Source organism: Acinetobacter sp. 789_lipA (assembly GCF_058242845.1).
In genome coordinates, this window is the sequence record NZ_JBZAYS010000001.1 from 2756367 (window position 1) to 2776755 (window position 20389).

Below are 20389 nucleotides of genomic sequence, written 5' to 3' on the forward strand. Positions count from 1 at the left end.
ACCCTGAACTTGCAGACAAAGATTAGCATCTTGTGAAAATCACACTATAATATCCCGCATCCTTGCTAGAGATGGCTTCAAACCACTGCTTGTTTGTTCTTTTTCGCTCTAGCCACACTTTTTTTAAGTCCAGTTTTCATCCGTGATTCGGCTTATTTTTCAATATTTTATCTCTTGTATGTCCATACTGACATATAAGAAAATTTAGGTGCCAGCATGGAAATCAAGGTTAATTATCTCGATAATCTTCGCCAAGAAGCGAAGTTCGACGATTTTACAGTCATTGCCGATCAACCGATTCGCTACAAAGGTGATGGCTCTGCACCCGGTCCATTTGACTATTTTTTAGCATCTTCTGCGCTTTGCGCGGCTTACTTTGTCAAAGTGTATTGTTTGGCACGTGACATTCCAACCGACAACATTCGTTTGTCACAAAACAACATTGTTGACCCTGAAAACCGCTATAAACAAATCTTCAAAATTCAAGTTGAGCTCCCAGCGGACATTTCAGAAAAAGATCGCCAAGGTATTTTGCGCTCTATCGACCGTTGTACGGTTAAGAAAGTGATTCAAACAGGTCCTGAGTTTATTATTGAAGAAGTCGAAAGCATTGATGCTGATGCTCAAGCCCTACTTATTCCAAGCCTTGCTTCTGAAACCAGCACGATTATTCCGGGTAAAGACCTGCCTTTAGAAGAAACCATTGCCAATATGTCGGGTATTTTGGCTGGTCTAGGCATGAAAATTGAGATTGCCTCTTGGCGTAACATTGTGCCAAATGTATGGTCTTTACATATTCGTGATGCTCAATCGCCCATGTGTTTTACTAACGGTAAAGGCTCAAGCAAAGAAAGTGCTTTAGCTTCTGCGCTGGGTGAGTTCATTGAACGTCTGAACTGTAACTTCTTCTATAATGACCATTTCTGGGGTGAAGACATTGCCAATGCCGAGTTTGTGCATTATCCAGATGAAAAATGGTTCATGCCAGGTCCAAATGGTGAAATGCCAGAAGGCGTTCTGGATGAGTACACCCTTGAAATTTATGACCCTGAAGAAGAACTGTTAGGTACGCATTTATACGACACCAATTCAGGGAAAACTGAGCGCGGTATTTGCTCTTTACCTTTTGTTCGCCAGTCTGATGCTGAGGTGGTTTACTTCCCATCGAACTTAATTGAAAACTTGTACCTTAGTAACGGGATGAGTGCAGGAAATACCTTAGCTGAAGCACAAGTACAGTGTTTGTCTGAAATTTTTGAGCGTGCAGTAAAACGTGAAATTTTGGAAGGTGAACTGACCCTGCCAGATGTACCGCAAGAGGTTTTAGCGAAATACCCTAGCATTTTAGCAGGCATTCAAGGTTTAGAAGAGCAAGGTTTCCCTGTACTGGTGAAAGATGCCTCTCTAGGCGGTCAATACCCTGTAATGTGTGTGACGTTAATGAACCCACGTACAGGTGGTGTATTCGCCTCTTTCGGTGCACACCCAAGCTTTGAAGTTGCACTTGAGCGTAGCTTAACTGAGCTACTACAAGGTCGTAGTTTTGAAGGTCTGAACGACTTACCTCGCCCAACATTTAGCTCAAATGCGGTCACCGAACCCAATAACTTTGTTGAACACTTCATTGACTCAAGTGGTGTGGTGTCATGGCGCTTCTTTAGTGCCAAATCGGACTATGACTTTGTCGAGTGGGACTTTACCAATCAAGGCCAAAACTCAAATGCAGATGAAGCTGATGAACTGTTCGGTATTTTGGAAAATATGGGCAAAGAAGTTTATATGGCCATTTACCAACATTTAGGTGCAACAGCGTGCCGTATCTTGGTACCAGGTTACTCAGAAATCTACTTGGTTGAAGACTTGGTTTGGGATAACACCAACAAAGCACTGCTTTACCGTGAAGACATCCTCAACTTACACCGTTTAGACGACGAACAGCTCGAAGCGCTGGTTGAACGTTTAGAAGAATGTGAGCTAGACGACTATACTGAAATCAAGACTTTGATCGGGATTGAATTTGATGACAATACCGAATGGGGTCAATTGACTCTGCTTGAACTCAAACTACTCATCTATCTTGCATTAGAGCAGTTTGAGGAAGCAAAAGACTTGGTTGAAGCATTCTTACAATACAACACCAATACCGTTGAACGTGGTCTGTTCTACCAATGCATGAATGTCGTGCTCGAAGTGATGTTGGATGACGACATGGAACTGGAAGAATATGAAGCCAACTTCCGCCGTATGTTCGGTGATGAACGTATGGATGCTGTAATAGGCACAGTTGAAGGTCGCATACGTTTCTATGGTTTAACAGAAACCAGTATGAAGCTTGAAGGTTTAGACCGTCACTTACGTTTAATCGACAGTTATAAAAAGTTACACGCTGCACGCGCCAAAGCTGTTGGACTAAAACCTTAAAATAAAAAGAAACAACCCAAATACGTTTGGGTTGTTTCTCACTGCACTATCACGATGTCTTAAAGAAAATTAATCTAAAATATTTAAAATCGCCTCAACAGGGTTTTCACTATTTCCTACAAGTAACTGTTTATGCATGGTAATGTGCTGCATGGCTTGAATCTGTGCGGTTTCAATATTCATTAATTTTTCAATTTCAGCCGCCAATTTCTCAGGTGTTGCATCTTTTTGAATTAATTCTTGTATCACTTTCTTGCCTGCAATAATATTCGGCAATGAATAATATTGAATCTTGATCAAGAATTTCACCACATGGTAGGTGAGCCAGTTCAACTTATAAAAGGTCACCATTGGACGGTGTAACAGCATGGCTTCTAAAGTTGCTGTACCTGATGCTAAAGCCACAATATTGGCTGCATTCATAACTTGGCGCCCAATCTTCGACTCGGTGCCTGAGTTTTCAAGCAAGTCAATTTGATCGACCAATGCTTTTGGATACTGGTTAAGCAAAGCTCCGATTTGTTGCTTACGCGCATCGTTGATAGCCGGTATCACAAAGCGATAGTTTGGATATTTGGCGTAGAGCAATTTTGCAGCATCTAAAACCAGTGGACCGAGCTTTTCAATTTCACCACGTCGACTTCCGGGCAATAAGGCAATATGCTTTTGGGTCAGATCTAAACCCAGTTCTTCTTTGGCTTGTAAAATTGGGTTTTCCAAAGGCAATTGGCTTGCCAAGGGGTGTCCTACAAACGCAGCAGGAACATCCCATTTTTTATAAAATGCTTTTTCAAACGGAAATAAACACAGTACCAAATCAATAGAAGCTTTGATACCATGAACCCGTCCCTGACGCCATGCCCAAACGGAAGGACTAACATACTGCACGGTTTTTATTGGCAGTTGTTTTTGCTTTAAACTTTTTGAAAGGCGCAGATTAAAGTCTGGCGCATCAATCCCAATAAATACATCGACAGGATGGGCTGTCCACTTCTCTACCAGTCCATCACGCACAGCAAAAAGCTTTTTAATGTCTTTAAGAACCTCAACTAGCCCCATGACAGACAAAATATCCATCGGATAAAAGCTCTTGAAACCCTCTGCAATCATTTGCGGGCCACCAATACCCTCAAATTCTGCATCAATTCCTTGCTCACGAAAACTGCGAATAAGTTTAGCACCTAAAGTATCACCTGATACTTCACCCACTACGATTCCAATTTTAAGTTTCCGATTTTGCAAAGCATTATTCCTTATTTTTCAACCCATGCATCATAACATAGCGTCTTTTAGTTTGGCGTGGGTATGTTTAAGCAACAATGATAAAGTGCCGTCAACTTACATCAATGGCCTTCATGAACTCTTAACCACTTCATATCGCCTCAATCAAAGATAATTTTTGATTTATTTTTTCAATTGTAAATAACTTGTAAAGCACACAAACAAACAATAAACTTATTAATAATTATTCTCATTAGTATTTATTAATGCTCAACATCTCCTCTCGCGGCTTTAAGCTCTCTATCATTAGTTTAGCTATTCTTAGCGCTCAGTATACTTTTGCACAAGACACGCAAAACTTAGCAACCATTACCGTACAAGCAAGTGATGATCAAGCTGAAAAAAGTAAAGCTTATATCCTAAAAAATTCATCGAGTGCAGCAAAACTAAATCTGACCGTGAAGGAAACTCCACAAACTGTAAATGTCGTGACTCGCCAGCAAATGGATGACTTCGCACTAAATAGCACTCGTGAGGTTTTAAGTAATACACCCGGCGTAACGGTTACTAACCAAGAGACTGAACGTTCTACTTATATGGCTCGTGGTTTTGAAATCTCCAATATATTGACAGATGGCGTCGGTTTTCCATCGAGTAATTATAATTACAATAATACCAATCCAAATACATATTTTTATGATCGAGTTGAAGTCATTAAAGGTGCAGATGCTCTGACCAATGCTTTTGGCGACCCAAGTGCAACAATCGACTATATTCGTAAACGCCCAACCCAAGACTTTCAAGCAAATGCTGGTGTAAGTTATGGCTCTTGGAATACACAACGTTATGAAGCAGATGTATCAGGTGCCCTCACTCAAGACGGACGTATTCGTGGTCGCTTAATGGGTTATGAGCAAACTGGAGATTCATATATAGACCGATATTCTTCGGAGAAAAATGGATTTTCAGGCATTCTTGAAGCCGATCTGACAGATAGTACTTTACTTACTGTTGGCTATAGTGAAGAAAAAAATAAACCGAATGCAAATAATTGGGGAGCATTACCATTATTAGATGCTGATGGCAATCAACTGTCATATGATCGCAATTACAATCCAAACCCTGATTGGGCATATTGGGATAATAAAAGTCAAAAAGCATTCATAGAATTAAAGCAAAAGCTGAATGAAAATTGGGCAGCAAAATTCAGCTACAACTACACCAATACTGAGCACAATAGCAAGCTGCTTTATTATTATGGCTATCCAAATCAAGATGGCTCTGATGTATCACTTACCGCTTGGGGTGGTAAAGAAAATCAAGAAAGACATTTTGCAGATCTAAATTTACAAGGTACATATGCTTTGTTCGGTCAAGATCATGAAGCCACGATTGGATATAGTTATATTCACAGTAAGCAGCATGATCAACAAACCAATGGCTATATTAATGATAGTAATATTGTAGATGATTATTCGCTTGGCTACTTACGTCAATTAACGACAAACTTGGCAAGTTGGACTCCCCAATCTATAACTTGGTCCGAGTTCAATGAAGCTGCAAACTATACTCAAAAAATTAACTCTTTCTATGCTGCAACACGATTACACCTCAATGATGACCTAAAGATATTATTAGGTGCAAATTATGTTCAAGCTGAAAATGATGGAATAAGTTATAGCTCATCTGTGGCTTATGATGAAAGTAAAGTTTCCCCATACGCGGGCATCACTTATAATTTCACCCCTGAATATACAGGGTACTTAAGCTACACTTCTATTTTCCGCCCACAAACTGGCGCAGAAGTTAATAAAGCACTTAAACCTGTTGAAGGCGAAAGCTATGAAATGGGAATTAAAAGTTCATGGCTAGATGAGAAGCTAACGGGTACTTTTGCAGTATTTAGAACTGAACAAAGTAACTACCCTTTACGTAGCTCAGATGGCAATCCGCTTACACGTAAAGTGGAAACCAGTGATTTACGTTCCCAGGGCATTGAAGTTGGTTTAGCTGGTCAGCTCACCGATCAGTTGAATATATCTTTTGGTTATGCCCAATTTAGCTTAAAGGACCTAAAAAATGGTGGGGATGCTCGAACTTACAACCCGAACCAAACCATCAATCTTTTAACTACATATAGCATTCCAGCTTTACCAAAACTAAAAGTGGGGGCGGCACTGCAATGGCAAGATTCGACGAAACTGTATGATTCATCAGTAGACGGAACAATTACTCAAAATGCCTATGCTTTAGTCAACTTAATGGCAAGTTATGATTTGAATAAACATATTACTCTTCAAGCGAATGCAAATAACGTCACGGATGAAAAATACTTATATAGCTTCCCTGATGGTCAAGCATTTTATGGTGCACCTGCCAACTATAGTGTTGCTGTAAAATTCAAATATTGATTCAATAGCGCCTCGTTTTCTGTTATTTAACAGCACAGAAACTGAGGCGCTTTTTTCTGGGTTAAATGGTTCGTCATGCATAAATTTCAATATCCCCTATCCGTCTTGTATCGGTTTTTGATCGCATTTGGCTTAGGCTATTTATGTACATTCATGTTATCAGAACTGCTTACCCTCAGTTTTTACCCTCACTTAGCTAAAGCAGAATCCATTTATTTAGCGGCTTTTCTATCTCTTATTTTCTTTATCATTTTTGTCATTTTAAGCTTTTGTATTCAATCCCTAAAAAAGTTAACTGCGTCAACCATTTCGCTTTCTCTTTGCTTTTTTCTATTGCTGAAGTTCGTAGGTTAAACCATGCAAAAATCTGTTCGCCAGTCAATGGCATGGCTACACTCTTGGCTTGGACTAACACTGGGTTGGTTATTATTTGCCATATTTTTAACAGGTGCTGCGACCTATTATCGTCATGAAATAAATTTGTGGATGCAACCTCAATTTGCCACCATGCAGGTCAAACAAGACACAGCGATGGAGTCGGCATATCAATACTTACAAAAAAATGCCGCAGATGCGCAAAGTTGGTATATTGGCGTAGCTAGTCCTAGTTCACCTGTTAATAAAATCTACTGGCAAAAGGCCGATGGTGGCTACGAAAATAAGACTTTGGATGCGAACACAGGTAAAGAAGTCACCTTGTCAGCAACCCAAGGCGGTGAGTTTTTCTATGGCTTTCACTATCAGCTGTATGGTGTGCCCTATTTTATCGGTAGACTTTTAGTCACGATTGCTGCCTTCTTAATGTTGATCATCCTCATTTCAGGCATCATCACACACAAAAAAATATTCACCGAATTCTTTACCCTAAGAGCCTTCAAAGGGCAACGCTCGTATCTAGACTTTCACAATGTCACCTCTGTCATTGCTTTGCCCTTTTTCCTGACCATTACATTCACTGGTTTAGCCATTTTCTTTTATCTCATTCTTCCCAATGGCATGAAGAGACTTTATCCAGAGCAACCGTTCCAATATTTTGATGAAATTAGAAATATTAGCATCAGCTCTGATGATAAACCGGCACCTGCTACGATGCATCCAATTGAATACTTCATACAACAATCTGGGCAGCGTTGGGGTAAAACAGAAATTGACAATATTACGGTCAAACACCCCAATACCAATATCGCTCAGGTGAACTTGATTGAGTCAGCTGACCGAAGCATCACGCGAAACCAAGCCCAACTCAGCTTTAACGGCAAATCTGGTGTCCTGCTCGGAGACACTCGAAATAATAGTGCAATTGCCACGCTCAATAATGGAGTCTATGGTTTACATATGGCACACTTTGCGCAGCCCCTATTACGCTTTGCGTTATTTTTCTCAGGGCTTTTAGGCTGTGCCATGATCGCGTCTGGACTTTTACTCTGGAGCTTAAAACGTCAGCTACAAAATAAGAAACAAAGTTTCCACTTTGGACATTATGTGGTTAACCGCCTAAATACGGCTGCCATCATTGGCTTGCCGATTGCCATGCTCAGTTATCTTTGTGCAAACCGTTTACTTCAGTTAGAAGCAGGTCAACCCAACTACGAAATCTACGCATTTTTCGGCACTTGGTTACTCAGTTTAGTCATTGCACTGCTCACTCCACAGCAACACCTTTGGAACACTCAACTGAAGGTCTTCATTTTACTGACTGTATCTTTGCCTATTTTCAATCTTTACTATTTAATCAGCCACCAATATGTGCATAACTTGAATGAATATTGGTTATTCTTGCGAGTTGATCTTATGATCTCCATCCTTGCGATATTGGCTATTTTCTTACATCAAAAAATCCAGCCCATTCAACAAAAAGCAGTACAAAAAATTCAGAAAAAATATGCCAATACTGCAGTTCAGGAGCCCAATTCATGATCTACTTGATTGCAGGACTTCTCATCACTTTCGCGTGCTATGTATTATTTCTGGTGAGCGATAAGCAACGTCCAAAAACTCAAAAGTCACGTTGGGCCAAGTGTGCAGAACATTATCAAATCTGCCGATATCTGGCTTTTGGTGTACTGGCCGCGACATTAATTTTATTGATTCAATTCACGGGCCGCGGTGTGGGAAGTGTCAGTTTATTTGTATTTGCAACTCCGATACTTTTTATACTGATTTTAAGCATCAATGACTTAAAACCTAAAAGAACAGCTCAATCTAAGTAAGTATTTACTCTACAACTCACACGCCTTTTTATTTCGATCATGAGCCAAATAAAAAGGTGTGTAAATATATGAGCCAGAACCATCTCAACAGAATTTTAAAGAGTGATCAAAATCATTTAAGTTGAAACACCGCGATTTTTTAGTTATAACACGCTAAATAATAAGCACTTTTATACACCTTTTCACGGGACAAACATTGCGTTCAGCTTTAGATTGGTTACAACAAGAAATCATCATGCCCTTTCAATAGCTCTGCAGTTGGTCGAAGCATTATTTTGGCTGGACGCTTTTTATTTCCTTCATTTTCAATTTGCTTGTATTTATTTGTTTCCCAAGCGGCTGGATCCCTACTCCAATTCAAAGTAAAACCTTTAATGAAATCACTGTTGAAGTCGGTAAAGAACGAATCAACGCCTTGAAATTTAAACAACAGCATCATTTATGGATCGCAAATTGCGCATTGATGGGAGAATATGCTCAAACACTATGTAATCAATCGTCACCGATTTACAGCAAAGCAGGTCGAGGTTTACTATTTGAAGCGTATTTTTTGGAACCTAAAAAATGCAAAAAAGGAGGCATTTATTCATCAGATTACATTAGCAGATCCACGTCTTCAACACTTACATATGACCTATAGCTCGACCGCGGCGGATTTTGAGCAATAAAAAAGCATCAGCTAGCCCCTCTTTATGTTATACGAACACTCATAGGTTTTAACCTATTGTGGTTACTGATAATTGTAGGCATGAAAATAAAAACGCGGCTGCAGCTCAAACAATAACTCCTATATCTCTTTTTAGAATAAGTAAATCAACAATCAAGACAACGACTTATATGAAAACGTCATAAGATATGCACGTTTTTTGATATTTTGGCATATAACAATGTTTGGTCCACTCGAATTTATTCTCGCAGGTGTTTTAGTCGGTTTTTGTGTGGGAATTACTGGTGTGGGTGGCGGTTCTTTAATGACGCCGATCCTCATTAGCCTTTTCAGAATTGAACCGCACATTGCCATTGGTACTGACTTGCTCTATGCCGCAATTTCAAAATTTTGTGGTTCATTTGTACATGCCAAAAAACTAAATATTGTGTGGCCGATTGTGCTTTGGCTTGCAATTGGCAGTATTCCTGCTTCCTTTGCAACGCACTGGGTACTCGACAACTATTTGAGCCAGTCTACCCACTACAAAGCCGTGCTCACCATGGTTTTAGGCTTCATGTTGACCATTACAGGTTTATCAATTGTCTTCCGTAATCAAATTGAAAATTTTTTCAACAAATTACGTAAAGATGAACTCCCTGACATGACTGAAGACTTAGAAAAAGTTCAGCTTCAAACCAGCAATAAACGTAAGTACATTGTGATGATGGGTGTGGTTCTTGGGGTCTTCGTGACACTATCATCAGTTGGTGCAGGTGCTTTCGGAATCATGGCTTTGGTCATTATGTTTCCCAACCTACCAATGATTCGTATTATTGGTTCTGATGTTGTGCATGCAGTACTACTTACTTTCGTTGCAGGTATGGGTCATATGACTTCAGGCAACGTGGACTTCCACCTCCTTATGTGGTTATTGGTCGGTTCTATTCCAGCAATTATTATTGGAACACTGATTAGTTCACGCCTTCCTGAAAAGATCATCCGTAAAGTGTTGGGTATTACCCTGTTCGCGCTGGGTGTGAACTTCATGTTGAATCCGATCAAAGCGAAACCTGTGAAGCCTGCCGAAACGGCTCAAGTTGTTCAAATTTCAACAGTTAAGAATGCCTTAGTATAGGCATTCTGATTTAAAATAAACCTAAGATTCATCACTTTTTTTTCAAAGATTCATTCGACTTTTTTATAACCTTTTATCAGCTAAACCGTGTTATATTCAGCTTATAAAGCAACTTAATACGATCGAACCAGTGACGGCAATGAATACTCTACAGTCAAACTCTATTACCCAAAACGACATCGATGACGTGAATTTACAAAGCATTCATCCGCTAGTTACCCCAGCGGAATTAAAAACTGAATTGCCTCTCACTGAGTCTGCATATCAAACTGTACTTCACGGTCGTGAAACGATTCGCAATATTTTAGATGGTAAAGACAAACGCATTTTTGTGGTGATTGGCCCATGTTCAATTCATGACCCAGTTGCTGCTCACGAATACGCAGACCGTTTAAAAGTTTTAAGCGATAAAATTAAAGACTCAATCTATGTCGTAATGCGTGTTTATTTTGAAAAGCCACGCACCACTGTGGGTTGGAAAGGTCTGATCAATGACCCAGACATGAATGACTCATTCAACATTGAAAAAGGTTTACGCATTGGTCGTAAACTTTTGGTTGAGTTAAATGAAAAAGGCTTACCATGCGCGACCGAAGCCCTTGATCCAAACTCACCACAGTACTACCAAGACTTAATCTCTTGGTCAGCGATTGGTGCACGTACCACTGAAAGCCAAACGCACCGTGAAATGTCTTCTGGTCTTTCTTCACCCGTAGGTTTCAAAAACGGTACAGATGGTGGCTTAACTGTTGCAACCAATGCCATGCAGTCGGTCAAACATGGTCACCACTTCTTGGGTCTAAACAACCAAGGCCAAGTCTCTGTGATTCGTACTTCAGGTAACCCGTATGCACACGTGGTACTTCGTGGTGGTAATGGCAAGCCAAACTACGATGCTGGTTCTGTAGCAGAAGCAGAAGCAGCTTTGGCTAAAGCGAAAGTCAGCACCAAAATCATGATTGACACCAGTCATGCAAACTCGAACAAAGACCCGTTCCTTCAACCACTTGTTCTTAAAAATATTACCGAACAAATTATTGATGGAAATAAATCTATTATCGGCATTATGGTTGAAAGTCACCTGAAAGGTGGTCGTCAGGAAATTCCTGAAAACCTATGCGATCTTGAATACGGCAAGTCAGTAACCGATGGTTGTATTGACTGGGATACCACAGAAAAGGTATTACTAGAGATGCACGAAGCACTCAAAGACGTTTTACCGAACCGTTAAGTTTTTAAAACGCCATCTTCGGATGGCGTTTTTCATTCTAAGATTAAGAAATAATTATGAACGCTATTGAAACACACTTAAGCCAAACACTTAACTTTCAATTTATCCACGAGCATTTGTTTACTTCTGGACAACCGACTGCTGAGCAATTACAGCAAATTAAAGAGTATGGTGTAAACACGGTCATCAATCTTGCGCTCAGTAATAGCAATAACTATTTAGCCAATGAAGATCAAATCTGTTTAGAGCTCGGGTTGAACTATCTACATGTGCCTATTTCATGGGATACACCGTCTGATGATCAGTGCTTATTGGTCTTAGATATGATTGATCATTTGGTGCAAGAACAAACCATTTGGGTCCATTGTTCAGAAAATTATCGCGTCAGTAGTTTGATGTATTTATATCGTCAATATTATATGAATATCGATATGCCAACCGCACATGAAGCCATGCATCAAATTTGGGAACCCAATGACACATGGACAGGTTTGGTGCATGCTGTTGCCTTACAACTTCAAGGTCGTAAAGCAACACAAGAATTAAAGCTGGCTATGATCAATCCTGATCATTTTGCGTGAGAAATCAGCACTGTTGCTGTAGATAAAATACCTTCCTGACGACCCGTAAAACCCAGTTTTTCCGTGGTCGTTGCTTTAATGCTAATCTGTGTGATTTCAACATCAAGAACGTCTGCAATGCTTTGGCGCATCGCTAAATTATGCGGTGCCAACTTCGGACGTTCACATGCCACAGTAATGTCAGCATTATTTAACTGATAACCACGATCTAGAATGAGCTGATAGACATGTTTGAGTAATACTCGACTGTCTGCTCCTTTAAAGCGAGGATCGGTATCGGGAAAATGCTGACCAATATCCCCTAAAGCCAACGCACCCAATAATGCATCTGTTAAAGCATGCAAAACCACATCACCATCTGAATGTGCTTTTAAGCCGTGTGTATGTGGAATTTGAATACCTGCCAGTGTGACAAATTCACCCTCTTCAAAAGCATGTACATCAAGTCCCTGTCCAATTCGAATATGTGCAACCATGCTCAGTTTCCTTTAAGAAATAAATGATTGAAATCTTGTATTCACGCTTTCTCTTTCGCTATAGTTACAAGCAGCGCAACATAGTGAAAGTATAAGCGATCATGCTGTTGAAAACCGACATAAAACTTATGAAAAAATTTAGTATTTTAGTGTGTCTAAGTTGTCTTTGTACCAGCTTTAGTTATGCTCAAGTCATTGACTGTGATGATCCGACTTCATCTAGCCTTAAAAAGATCTGTAGCGATCAATTCAAAGATATTCGACAAAAATTAGACACGCAATCCATGACTGCTTTTTTAATCAGTGATGCGCCTCAGCGTTTATTGGTCGATACCCATCAGCTATGGCTAAACCGCCTACAGCAGTGTAAATCCTTAGCATGCTATCAGCAGCAGATGGACTTCCGAATTGATGATCTGAACTTCTACACATCATTAAATCAAAGTTTGACGCAACACTATTTAAAGTTTGAACATGGGGCCATTGCTAAACAACCTGTGCACCTACAAGTGCATCAGCTGTCTAAAGATAAAATTAAGATCGAAGGTGTTGCATATCGTAGTCCCAATAATCGTATAGAAACCCAAACCATTTCATTTTTGGCCTATACCACACCCGATCAAAAGCAAAACATCACGGACAATGAAAACAACTGTCACTACCAGTTCAACTTTCAAAAAGCCATTCTTTCAGTAAAAAGTGAAAGTAAAGCATGTAATCGTTTTGTTGGTGTGTACCGTGTTTATGACTAAGCTGTCAAACAGATCAAAATAATGGACATCGGGAGGCTAAAGTGGTGCAAGTACTCAAGCAATGCTGCAACCTCCTAGAACAGAAAAAATTGACCATTGCCTTTATCGAAAGTGCCAGTTCAGGTTATCTATCCAGTCAATTTTCGATTTATAAGCATAGCGGAGCTGACATTTTACTCGGTGGACTGGTGAGTTATGACCCCAGTATCAAATGTGAAATTTTAAAGATTGATCCTGCACTTATTCAGCAATATACAGCGGAGTCAATTGAAGTCACTGAAGCTATGGCACTTCACGGGCATCGACTATTTCGTCATGCCGATATTATTGTCTCCTGTACAGGGTTGCTCAAACCTGGTGGAAGTGCGACGCCTGAAAAACCAGAAGGCACCTTTTATATTGCCATTCATTATCAAAACAGTTTAAGTACTTACCATTATTTACTGCTAGGCAGTGCGCTCGAGCGACTTGATCAGCTTACGAAAAACGTAGCTCAAATGGTCATTCAACGTATTCAAAATGCTTAAATCTTTACACTAAATTTAATTTTTCTACATTTAAAACCCTTAAACTGAACCATAATCAATAAAAATGTGAAGCGCTTCATGATGATGAAAATAATCCATCCTCTACTTTTCAGCACCTTATTTTTTTCAAGCCACAGTTTTGCAACTGTAGGGGGACCACAAAATATTGAAGTTTTAGGTCTTGACCAAGCTGATCAAAAAATTTATGTGATGCGACATTATTTAGATGGTCGTGGTCGTTTACCACGATTGTATTATTATCAACTTAACAGCAAAACACCCTCCAAACTGATTGAAGTGAAATCTTTATATATCAATCCAAAAACTCAAAAAATTGACTATGATCAAGACAGTCAAAAGTTTGACCATGACATTGCAAAAATAAAAAAACGACTCAAAGCTTTAACACCAATTCCACCCAAACAGGTTAAAATTCAAGTCATCAGTAAAAAGGCTTCAAAAGAAGCTTCTTGGTATGATCCTAAAGTCGACATCCCGAAGTTTAGCTATCAATATCAAGTGAAATACAACAATTTGAAAAGTCCCGTACACAAGGCGGTGGACTATAAAAATGGGCTGCGCATTTCTCAAAGTTATAAAGTTCCTAATCAACAAAAAGTGCTGGTAACTGTTCAATATCTCGGAATTCCTTTTGAAACAGGTTATAACATTGAAGATCCTGTTTTATTGATGCCTAAAAAATAAAACCTCAGAAGAGGGAAAGCCAGTCAGTTAAGAAGTTGCCTGGCTTTTTTTAAAATTCATGATGTTATTCGATACACGGAAACGTCATCCGCAACTGTTCGAGGCAAAACTATTTTTAAAAAGTAAGTTTTCTGCGATTAATTAATCAATAAAAGGAATTTGGCGAGTTTTGCGGAAGACAAATGCTTTTGATTACTTTGGGCTTATCCAAAGTAATAGATGAGCTCCAAGTATATGATTTAAAAATATAAGACTCCCTCGTGCATAACTAAAAAGCTAAGGGCTTTATTTCTAAAACCCTTAACTGACTGGCATTACTCCGAAGAGGCTTTATTACACATTTTTCAATTTAAGCCGCTGAACGTTCTTCAATTGGCACTACCTTACGCAGTTCAGGCCCCGTATAGTCCGCACTTGGGCGAATAATACGGTTGTCCGCACGTTGTTCCATCACATGCGCAGCCCAACCTGTCACACGGCTCATCACGAAGATTGGGGTGAATAACTTGGTCGCAATATCCATGAAGTGGTATGCCGATGCATGGAAGAAGTCTGCATTACAGAATAATTTCTTCTCACGCCACATCACTTCTTCACAACGTACTGAAACTGGATAAAGAACGGTATCACCAACATCTTTCGCTAAGCGCTCTGACCAAATTTTAATGATGCCGTTACGTGGGTCGTTGTCTTTGTAGATTGCATGTCCAAAGCCCATGATCTTTTCTTTACGTTCCAATTTGCCCAGCATTTCTCGCTCAGCTTCTTCAGGTGACGTCCAGTTTTCAATCATTTCCATCGCTGCTTCGTTTGCTCCACCGTGTAATGGACCACGTAGTGAACCAATTGCACCCGTGATGCATGAATGCATATCGGATAAGGTTGATGCGCATACACGTGCGGTGAAGGTCGATGCGTTGAATTCATGCTCTGCATAGAGGATCAGTGATACATTCATCACTTGTTCATGCAATTCATTTGGCTTTTCACCACGCAGCAGGTGTAGGAACTGAGCACCGATTGAATCGTCATCGGTGTTTTCTTCAATGCGTACGCCATCATGGCTAAAACGGTACCAGTAGCAAATGATCGCTGGAAGCGTTGCGAGAATGCGGTCTGCAACATCTTGCTGTTCTGCAAAGGATTGTTCTGTTTCTAGGTTACCTAGCATCGATACACCTGTACGCATCACATCCATTGGGTGTGAATCCGCAGGGATACGCTCTAATACTTCTTTGAGTGCTTGTGGCAGTTGGCGCAGTGATTTAAGTTTAGCCTTGTAAGCGGTGAGTTGTGCTGCTGTTGGTAGTTCACCAAAGAAGATCAGGTAGGCCACTTCTTCAAACTGGCAGTTTTCAGCGAGGTCTTGTACGTCATAACCACGGTAGGTTAGACCTGCTCCGCTTTTACCTACAGTTGAGAGTGCTGTCTTTCCTGCGACTTGTCCGCGCAATCCTGCGCCTGTGAGGACTTTTCCTTCAGCCATTTTTAATTCTCCTGTTTAAACAGCTTGTCTAATGTGTTTTCAAAGGTGTGGTAATCGAGAAATTCGTAGAGTTCTTTGCGCTGTTGCATTTTGTCGAGGACGTTGACTTGGGTACCGTCATTGCGAATGGCATGCATGACTTCCAGTGCTGCCTTTTGCATGGCACGGGTCGGTGACAGTGGGTACAGCACCATCGAGATGCCTTGTTCTGCCAGTTGTTCTTTGGTGTAGTATGGGGTATCGCCAAATTCGGTAATGTTCGCCAGTACTGGAACACCGACTGCATCACAGACGGTTTTGTACATGGTAATGTCAGTCATTGCTTCAGCAAAGATCGCATCAGCACCGGCTTCTACACAAGCACAGGCACGATCAATTACCGCTTGTAGGCCTTCTTTTTGTAGGGCATCGGTACGTGCCATCACCACAAAGTTTGCATCGGTTTTGGCATCAACTGCGGCTTTTACGCGGTCGACCATTTCTTGTTGGGTGACGATTTCTTTGTTGGGGCGGTGGCCACAGCGTTTTTGTGCTACTTGGTCTTCGATGTGCACTGCGGCTGCGCCTGCGGCAATCATTTGTTTCACAGTGCGGGCAATGTTAAATGCCCCACCCCAACCCGTGTCGATATCGACCAGTAACGGGGTGTCTACACGTTCGGTAATGCGACGTACATCTTCCAAAACATTATCCAGACTGGTCATGCCTAAGTCAGGCAATCCATAAGAGTAGTTGGCTACACCAGCACCCGAAAGGTAGATGGCCTTGTAGCCCACCTGTTTCGCCATCATTGCTGCATAAGCATTGACTGTACCGATAATTTGTAATGGTTTTTCCACTTCCAGTGCTTGTCTAAATCTTAAGCCTGCAGATCTTTGTTCTGTCATCGTCCGTTCCTTGAAGCGTTATGAATGAATGCGAAATGTTGTTTATTCCACGGCAAGTAAAATTGAGCCATAGGTCGCTCGTAAATCTTTTTTCAGGACTTTGCCTGTACCACCGACAGGAATACTATCGACAAAAACCACGCGATCAGGAATTTGCCATTTTGCAATTTTGCCCGTGTAATAATCTAAGAGTTCAGCTTCAGACACCTGACTGACTGCGGTCTTTTTAGCAATGAGAATAGGTCTTTCATCCCATTTTGGATGGGTCGCGGCAATAACTGCCACCATGTCAATTTCAGGATGTGCGATGGCAATATTTTCCAGCTCAACCGAGGAAATCCACTCTCCGCCTGATTTGATCAAATCTTTAGAACGGTCACTGATGACCATATAGCCATCTGAATCAATAGTTGCCATATCACCCGTATCGAACCAGCCATCTGCGGTGAGTGCATTGCTAAATTGATCGAAATAAGAATCTACAATCCAGTGCCCTTTAATTTGCAAATGTCCTGTAGTTTGTCCATCAGTAGCCAATTCAGTACTGCCCTTTTCAGCATCACAAATTCGAATGCTGACCCCAAACGGTGGCCGGCCTTGTGCGTAACGTAAGCTCGATTGCGCCGAGTCATCCAACTGCAAATGTTTAGACTTGAGTTGATTCACCACACCCAGAGGGCTGGTTTCCGTCATGCCCCATGCATGAATAGTTTCACACTGAAAATCATCTTTAAATGTTTTCAGCATTGACGGTGGGCAAGCCGCGCCGCCGACCACATTGCGTTTTAAGCTGTCGAGTTTGCTGCCAGATTGCTTCGCTGCTGTAAGCAGCCCTTGCCAAATGGTCGGTACACCTAAAGCTGTCGTCACTTTGTATTGATCAATCAGCTGAACCAAGCTTGCTCCATCTAACATCGGCCCCGGTAGCACCATACTGCAACCAACCATTGCCGCTGCATATGGCGTGCCCCATGCGTTGACATGGAACATGGGAACAACAGGTAAAATGCAATCTTGCGCTGAAAAATTAAATTAATCGGGTAAACAGGTTGCGTAACTATGTAAAATACTTGAACGATGACTGTATAAAACCCCTTTAGGATTCCCAGTCGTACCCGAGGTATAACACAGTGAACTGGCTTTAGTTTCATCCAGTTCAGGCCACTCAAAATGTTCACTTTGCTGTGCGATTAACTCATCATAAAACAGCACTTCAGGTAAAGCTTTTTGAATGTCTTCATCATAAGCATCGAGGCAGATAAAATGCTCTACATAGGGAATGAATGATTTAATTGACAATACTAGATTTAGAAACGTTTTATCAAAAATCAGTGCCTTATCATTCGCATCGTTAATAATATAGCTGAGCTGCTCAGGAAAAAGTCGTGGGTTAATGGTGTGACAAACCAACCCACTGCCTGATATGCCATACCATGTTTCTAAGTGACGATGATTATTCCATGCAATGGTGGCCACACGGTCGCTGACTGCAAAGCCAAACGACTGCAATACATTGGCAAAACGCTTTGAGTTTTTAGCAATTTGTCCCCAGTCTGTATGCAGCATCGACCCATCAGTATTTTTAGAGATAATGGCTGTATCTGCATGATAACGAGCGGCATGTTCAATCAGGCTGCTAATCAACAAAGGTTGAAACATCATATTTCCAATCATCAGAAACTTCCTTTTTAAAATCTTTTTAGACTTATTGTTTAAGATCCGCATATGATCGGTCTTGGTCATTTGTTTGTTAAAATACTGTCTTTTCCGATCTTCATTTTGTCATTTCGTTGTGTTATTTAGTCATTTGGTCACTTATGCACAAAAAACTTAAATCTTCTAATTTATTGTTTTAATTAATTATTTATACAAATATTCAATATTATAAAAAGTGATAATTAAGTCAAAACGAATCTGTGGAACATGCACCTGATTTCATATGATTTTTTAAAACTTGAATAAAAAAACACGCTGAGCAAGGTCAAGCTGGAATAGAGGTACACTCTAGAGAATTCAAGAAAAGACGTCTTATGAGGAATTTAAGGAGATAGTGCAAATGTGGACAGATGGAATGATTTTAAGCACCCATCAAATGCCGAACGCATATTTTAAGAAATAAAAATGAAGCTTAATCTGCACACTTTAAGCATGCAGATTCATCCGTCTCCAACGCCCGGGCGTGATGCCATACCAACGCTTAAATGCGCGGGTGAAATTGGCTTGATCGTCATAACCTACTTGATTGGCCACTTCTATAATCATAAGTTTTTTGTTTTTGAGTAACTCCGCTGCAATTTTCTTGCGCGTGGCTTCAAGCAAGGCTTCAAAACTGGTCTGATGTTTATTCAAATAACGATACAAAGTAAAACGGTGAATCGAGAAATATTCAGCTACACGTTCGACATTACAACTTCGATGCGGCAATAATTCCTCAATAATTTTACAAATCTGACCTATCAGATCGACACGATCGTGGCTTTGCAGCTCAGACAAATGCTGACGCAAAAATTGATCTAACTGACGATCATGCCCTGCTCTTTTTTGATCGAGCTGTTCCTGCGGAAAGGCTTTGTTGCACAAAGATTGGAAATGCAAAGCGCCCCTAATTGAGCCAAATTTAAGGCGTAACTTGGGTAAGTGGTCGACCTAATTCCGTAAATCTGTTAAGGACTGCTACACGTGCATGGATCTCATTCACTTGGCTATCAAAACTCCTTGCACTGAGTTTATCTCCTAATAATTTGATGCAATGCATCTTAGTTTCAACCAAACTTCGCCGATGATAGCCTGACCATTTTTTCCATAGTGTCCTGCCTAAACGTTTAATTGTTCGAAGTAATTCATTTCGCTCTAGCGAGCTACTCTTTGTATCTTTCCATGGTTTCGCATTTTTTCTAGGTGGAATCACCGCATGCCCTTGCCGATCTGCAATGACCTGACGGCATTGCTTGGTGTCATAAGCTCCATCGGTATAAACAGAGTCAATCCGCTCATCTTGTGGAATCTGATTAAGTAAATCACCAAGCACCTGTGAATCACTGACATTATTGGTTGTAAGCTGAACTGCTCGTATTTGTAGGGTTTTAGCATCTATACCAATATGAAGTTTACGCCATTGGCGACGATATTCAGGTCCATGTTTCTTGCGTTTCCATTCGCCCTCACCTAGAAACTTCATGCCTGTAGAGTCCATGAGTAGATGCAGCCCATCGCTACTTTTTTGGTAGCTGATTACAATATCAATATGCTTTTGTCTTCTACAAAGCGTGGTGTAATCTGGAGCTATCCAATTTAATCCGCAAAGTTTAATCAGACTTTGCACAAAGCCAGTGACCATACGTAAAGACAGACGAAATAAGGATTTAATCATTAAGCAGCATTGGATGGCTGCGTCGGAGTAGGTTTGATTTCGCCCTTGTTTGCCTTTTGATGGCGCATACCATTGCGTAGCAGGATCAAACCAAATGGCAATATTTCCGCGACTCATGAGTGCTCGGTTATATGCGGGCCAATTGGTTGTGCGGTAGATTTTGTGTGTAGGCTTCTTCATTTGAAAATTATATCGCTGAAAAAGCCTTTACAGATAGGTTTGTGCAACAAAGCCTATCTGCATTAATCTTTTAAGACTTGCCTGTGGAATCATGATTTCATTTGTTTTTTACACTTATTGGTAGATGGGTATAATCATAAATTATTA

At 40.6% G+C, this 20389-nt stretch carries 19 protein-coding genes and 1 pseudogene; 12 read left to right on the top strand and 8 right to left on the bottom strand.

Annotation, left to right across the window (positions count from 1 at the left end):
• The first annotated feature begins 216 nt into the window (after nt 1–216).
• Nucleotides 217–2421, top strand: coding sequence for an OsmC domain/YcaO domain-containing protein (locus AC4CUZ_RS13475; RefSeq protein WP_490747760.1), 2205 nt, complete (start codon nt 217–219; stop codon nt 2419–2421).
• Between the two features lie 69 nt (nt 2422–2490).
• Here AC4CUZ_RS13475 and lpxB read toward each other — a convergent pair whose 3' ends face one another.
• Complete coding sequence (gene lpxB / locus AC4CUZ_RS13480; protein ID WP_490747761.1) at nt 2491–3663, bottom strand: lipid-A-disaccharide synthase; 1173 nt, start codon at nt 3661–3663, stop codon at nt 2491–2493.
• Nucleotides 3664–3908: 245 nt separating this feature from the next.
• Between lpxB and AC4CUZ_RS13485 the strand changes: the two genes are divergently transcribed.
• The 4 genes from AC4CUZ_RS13485 to AC4CUZ_RS13500 all read left to right on the top strand — a co-directional run bounded on the left by AC4CUZ_RS13485 (nt 3909) and on the right by AC4CUZ_RS13500 (nt 8263).
• Nucleotides 3909–6053, top strand: a complete 2145-nt coding sequence (locus tag AC4CUZ_RS13485) for a TonB-dependent siderophore receptor (RefSeq protein ID WP_490747762.1) — start codon at nt 3909–3911, stop codon at nt 6051–6053.
• A gap of 75 nt (nt 6054–6128) precedes the next feature.
• Nucleotides 6129–6407, top strand: coding sequence for a hypothetical protein (locus AC4CUZ_RS13490; protein WP_490747763.1), 279 nt, complete (start codon nt 6129–6131; stop codon nt 6405–6407).
• Between the two features lie 3 nt (nt 6408–6410).
• Entirely contained in the window at nt 6411–7970 is a 1560-nt protein-coding gene (locus AC4CUZ_RS13495; RefSeq protein ID WP_490747764.1) for a PepSY-associated TM helix domain-containing protein, read from the top strand.
• Nucleotides 7967–8263 (top strand): hypothetical protein, encoded by a 297-nt coding sequence (locus AC4CUZ_RS13500; protein ID WP_490747765.1) that lies wholly within the window; start codon nt 7967–7969, stop codon nt 8261–8263. The genes AC4CUZ_RS13495 and AC4CUZ_RS13500 overlap by 4 nt, the downstream gene beginning before the upstream one ends.
• A gap of 217 nt (nt 8264–8480) precedes the next feature.
• Here AC4CUZ_RS13500 and AC4CUZ_RS13505 read toward each other — a convergent pair whose 3' ends face one another.
• Complete coding sequence (locus AC4CUZ_RS13505) at nt 8481–8702, bottom strand: hypothetical protein (protein ID WP_490747766.1); 222 nt, start codon at nt 8700–8702, stop codon at nt 8481–8483.
• A 34-nt stretch (nt 8703–8736) separates the two neighbouring features.
• Between AC4CUZ_RS13505 and AC4CUZ_RS13510 the strand changes: the two genes are divergently transcribed.
• From AC4CUZ_RS13510 to AC4CUZ_RS13525, 4 genes are all read left to right on the top strand, one after another.
• Nucleotides 8737–8931 carry a hypothetical protein gene (locus AC4CUZ_RS13510; RefSeq protein WP_490747767.1) on the top strand — a complete coding sequence of 65 codons (195 nt, stop codon included), beginning with the start codon at nt 8737–8739 and terminating at the stop codon, nt 8929–8931.
• Nucleotides 8932–9150: 219 nt separating this feature from the next.
• Nucleotides 9151–10047 carry a sulfite exporter TauE/SafE family protein gene (locus AC4CUZ_RS13515; RefSeq protein ID WP_490747768.1) on the top strand — a complete coding sequence of 299 codons (897 nt, stop codon included), beginning with the start codon at nt 9151–9153 and terminating at the stop codon, nt 10045–10047.
• Nucleotides 10048–10186: 139 nt separating this feature from the next.
• Complete coding sequence (locus AC4CUZ_RS13520; protein WP_004693350.1) at nt 10187–11278, top strand: 3-deoxy-7-phosphoheptulonate synthase; 1092 nt, start codon at nt 10187–10189, stop codon at nt 11276–11278.
• A 56-nt stretch (nt 11279–11334) separates the two neighbouring features.
• A complete protein-coding gene (locus AC4CUZ_RS13525; RefSeq protein WP_490747769.1) occupies nt 11335–11859 on the top strand; it encodes a protein tyrosine phosphatase family protein in 525 nt (174 codons plus the stop codon).
• On the opposite strand, the gene ispF is transcribed toward AC4CUZ_RS13525, so the two are convergent.
• A complete protein-coding gene (ispF, locus tag AC4CUZ_RS13530) occupies nt 11847–12335 on the bottom strand; it encodes a 2-C-methyl-D-erythritol 2,4-cyclodiphosphate synthase (RefSeq protein ID WP_004979990.1) in 489 nt (162 codons plus the stop codon). The two genes, AC4CUZ_RS13525 and ispF, sit on opposite strands and share 13 nt — an antisense overlap.
• 101 nt (nt 12336–12436) lie before the next feature.
• Between ispF and AC4CUZ_RS13535 the strand changes: the two genes are divergently transcribed.
• The 3 genes from AC4CUZ_RS13535 to AC4CUZ_RS13545 all read left to right on the top strand — a co-directional run bounded on the left by AC4CUZ_RS13535 (nt 12437) and on the right by AC4CUZ_RS13545 (nt 14319).
• Nucleotides 12437–13087 carry an A1S_1983 family putative colistin resistance protein gene (locus AC4CUZ_RS13535; RefSeq protein WP_490747770.1) on the top strand — a complete coding sequence of 217 codons (651 nt, stop codon included), beginning with the start codon at nt 12437–12439 and terminating at the stop codon, nt 13085–13087.
• A 44-nt stretch (nt 13088–13131) separates the two neighbouring features.
• Nucleotides 13132–13614, top strand: a complete 483-nt coding sequence (locus tag AC4CUZ_RS13540) for a CinA family protein (RefSeq protein WP_348958646.1) — start codon at nt 13132–13134, stop codon at nt 13612–13614.
• Nucleotides 13615–13692: 78 nt separating this feature from the next.
• A complete protein-coding gene (locus AC4CUZ_RS13545) occupies nt 13693–14319 on the top strand; it encodes an aminotransferase (protein WP_490747771.1) in 627 nt (208 codons plus the stop codon).
• A 349-nt stretch (nt 14320–14668) separates the two neighbouring features.
• On the opposite strand, the gene prpC is transcribed toward AC4CUZ_RS13545, so the two are convergent.
• From prpC to AC4CUZ_RS13570, 5 genes and pseudogenes are all read right to left on the bottom strand, one after another.
• Nucleotides 14669–15805: a bifunctional 2-methylcitrate synthase/citrate synthase gene (gene prpC / locus AC4CUZ_RS13550; protein ID WP_004696709.1), complete on the bottom strand. Its 1137-nt coding sequence runs from the start codon at nt 15803–15805 to the stop codon at nt 14669–14671.
• Between the two features lie 2 nt (nt 15806–15807).
• The gene (gene prpB / locus AC4CUZ_RS13555; RefSeq protein ID WP_004696708.1) at nt 15808–16692 is read right to left on the bottom strand and encodes a methylisocitrate lyase; all 885 of its coding nucleotides are present in this window, start codon (nt 16690–16692) and stop codon (nt 15808–15810) included.
• Nucleotides 16693–16734: 42 nt separating this feature from the next.
• Nucleotides 16735–18366: pseudogene (locus AC4CUZ_RS13560) on the bottom strand (long-chain-fatty-acid--CoA ligase).
• Nucleotides 18367–18834: 468 nt separating this feature from the next.
• Nucleotides 18835–19287, bottom strand: a complete 453-nt coding sequence (locus AC4CUZ_RS13565) for a helix-turn-helix transcriptional regulator (protein ID WP_490747772.1) — start codon at nt 19285–19287, stop codon at nt 18835–18837.
• 22 nt (nt 19288–19309) lie between these two features.
• Nucleotides 19310–20242: an IS5 family transposase gene (locus AC4CUZ_RS13570; RefSeq protein WP_081405714.1), complete on the bottom strand. Its 933-nt coding sequence runs from the start codon at nt 20240–20242 to the stop codon at nt 19310–19312.
• Nucleotides 20243–20389 lie beyond the last annotated feature (147 nt).

Excerpts from the sequence above, each read along its gene's own strand:
- AC4CUZ_RS13525 (WP_490747769.1), top strand. The coding sequence starts at position 11,335 with ATGAACGCTATTGAAACACACTTAAGCCAAACACTTAACTTTCAATTT.
- AC4CUZ_RS13490 (WP_490747763.1), top strand. The coding sequence starts at position 6,129 with ATGCATAAATTTCAATATCCCCTATCCGTCTTGTATCGGTTTTTGATC.
- AC4CUZ_RS13545 (WP_490747771.1), top strand. The coding sequence starts at position 13,693 with ATGATGATGAAAATAATCCATCCTCTACTTTTCAGCACCTTATTTTTT.
- prpB (WP_004696708.1), bottom strand. The coding sequence starts at position 16,692 with ATGACAGAACAAAGATCTGCAGGCTTAAGATTTAGACAAGCACTGGAA.
- AC4CUZ_RS13535 (WP_490747770.1), top strand. The coding sequence starts at position 12,437 with ATGCTGTTGAAAACCGACATAAAACTTATGAAAAAATTTAGTATTTTA.
- AC4CUZ_RS13510 (WP_490747767.1), top strand. The coding sequence starts at position 8,737 with ATGCTCAAACACTATGTAATCAATCGTCACCGATTTACAGCAAAGCAG.
- prpC (WP_004696709.1), bottom strand. The coding sequence starts at position 15,805 with ATGGCTGAAGGAAAAGTCCTCACAGGCGCAGGATTGCGCGGACAAGTC.
- AC4CUZ_RS13500 (WP_490747765.1), top strand. The coding sequence starts at position 7,967 with ATGATCTACTTGATTGCAGGACTTCTCATCACTTTCGCGTGCTATGTA.
- AC4CUZ_RS13475 (WP_490747760.1), top strand. The coding sequence starts at position 217 with ATGGAAATCAAGGTTAATTATCTCGATAATCTTCGCCAAGAAGCGAAG.
- AC4CUZ_RS13485 (WP_490747762.1), top strand. The coding sequence starts at position 3,909 with ATGCTCAACATCTCCTCTCGCGGCTTTAAGCTCTCTATCATTAGTTTA.
- AC4CUZ_RS13520 (WP_004693350.1), top strand. The coding sequence starts at position 10,187 with ATGAATACTCTACAGTCAAACTCTATTACCCAAAACGACATCGATGAC.
- AC4CUZ_RS13515 (WP_490747768.1), top strand. The coding sequence starts at position 9,151 with ATGTTTGGTCCACTCGAATTTATTCTCGCAGGTGTTTTAGTCGGTTTT.
- AC4CUZ_RS13570 (WP_081405714.1), bottom strand. The coding sequence starts at position 20,242 with ATGAAGAAGCCTACACACAAAATCTACCGCACAACCAATTGGCCCGCA.
- AC4CUZ_RS13495 (WP_490747764.1), top strand. The coding sequence starts at position 6,411 with ATGCAAAAATCTGTTCGCCAGTCAATGGCATGGCTACACTCTTGGCTT.
- AC4CUZ_RS13505 (WP_490747766.1), bottom strand. The coding sequence starts at position 8,702 with ATGATGCTGTTGTTTAAATTTCAAGGCGTTGATTCGTTCTTTACCGAC.
- ispF (WP_004979990.1), bottom strand. The coding sequence starts at position 12,335 with ATGGTTGCACATATTCGAATTGGACAGGGACTTGATGTACATGCTTTT.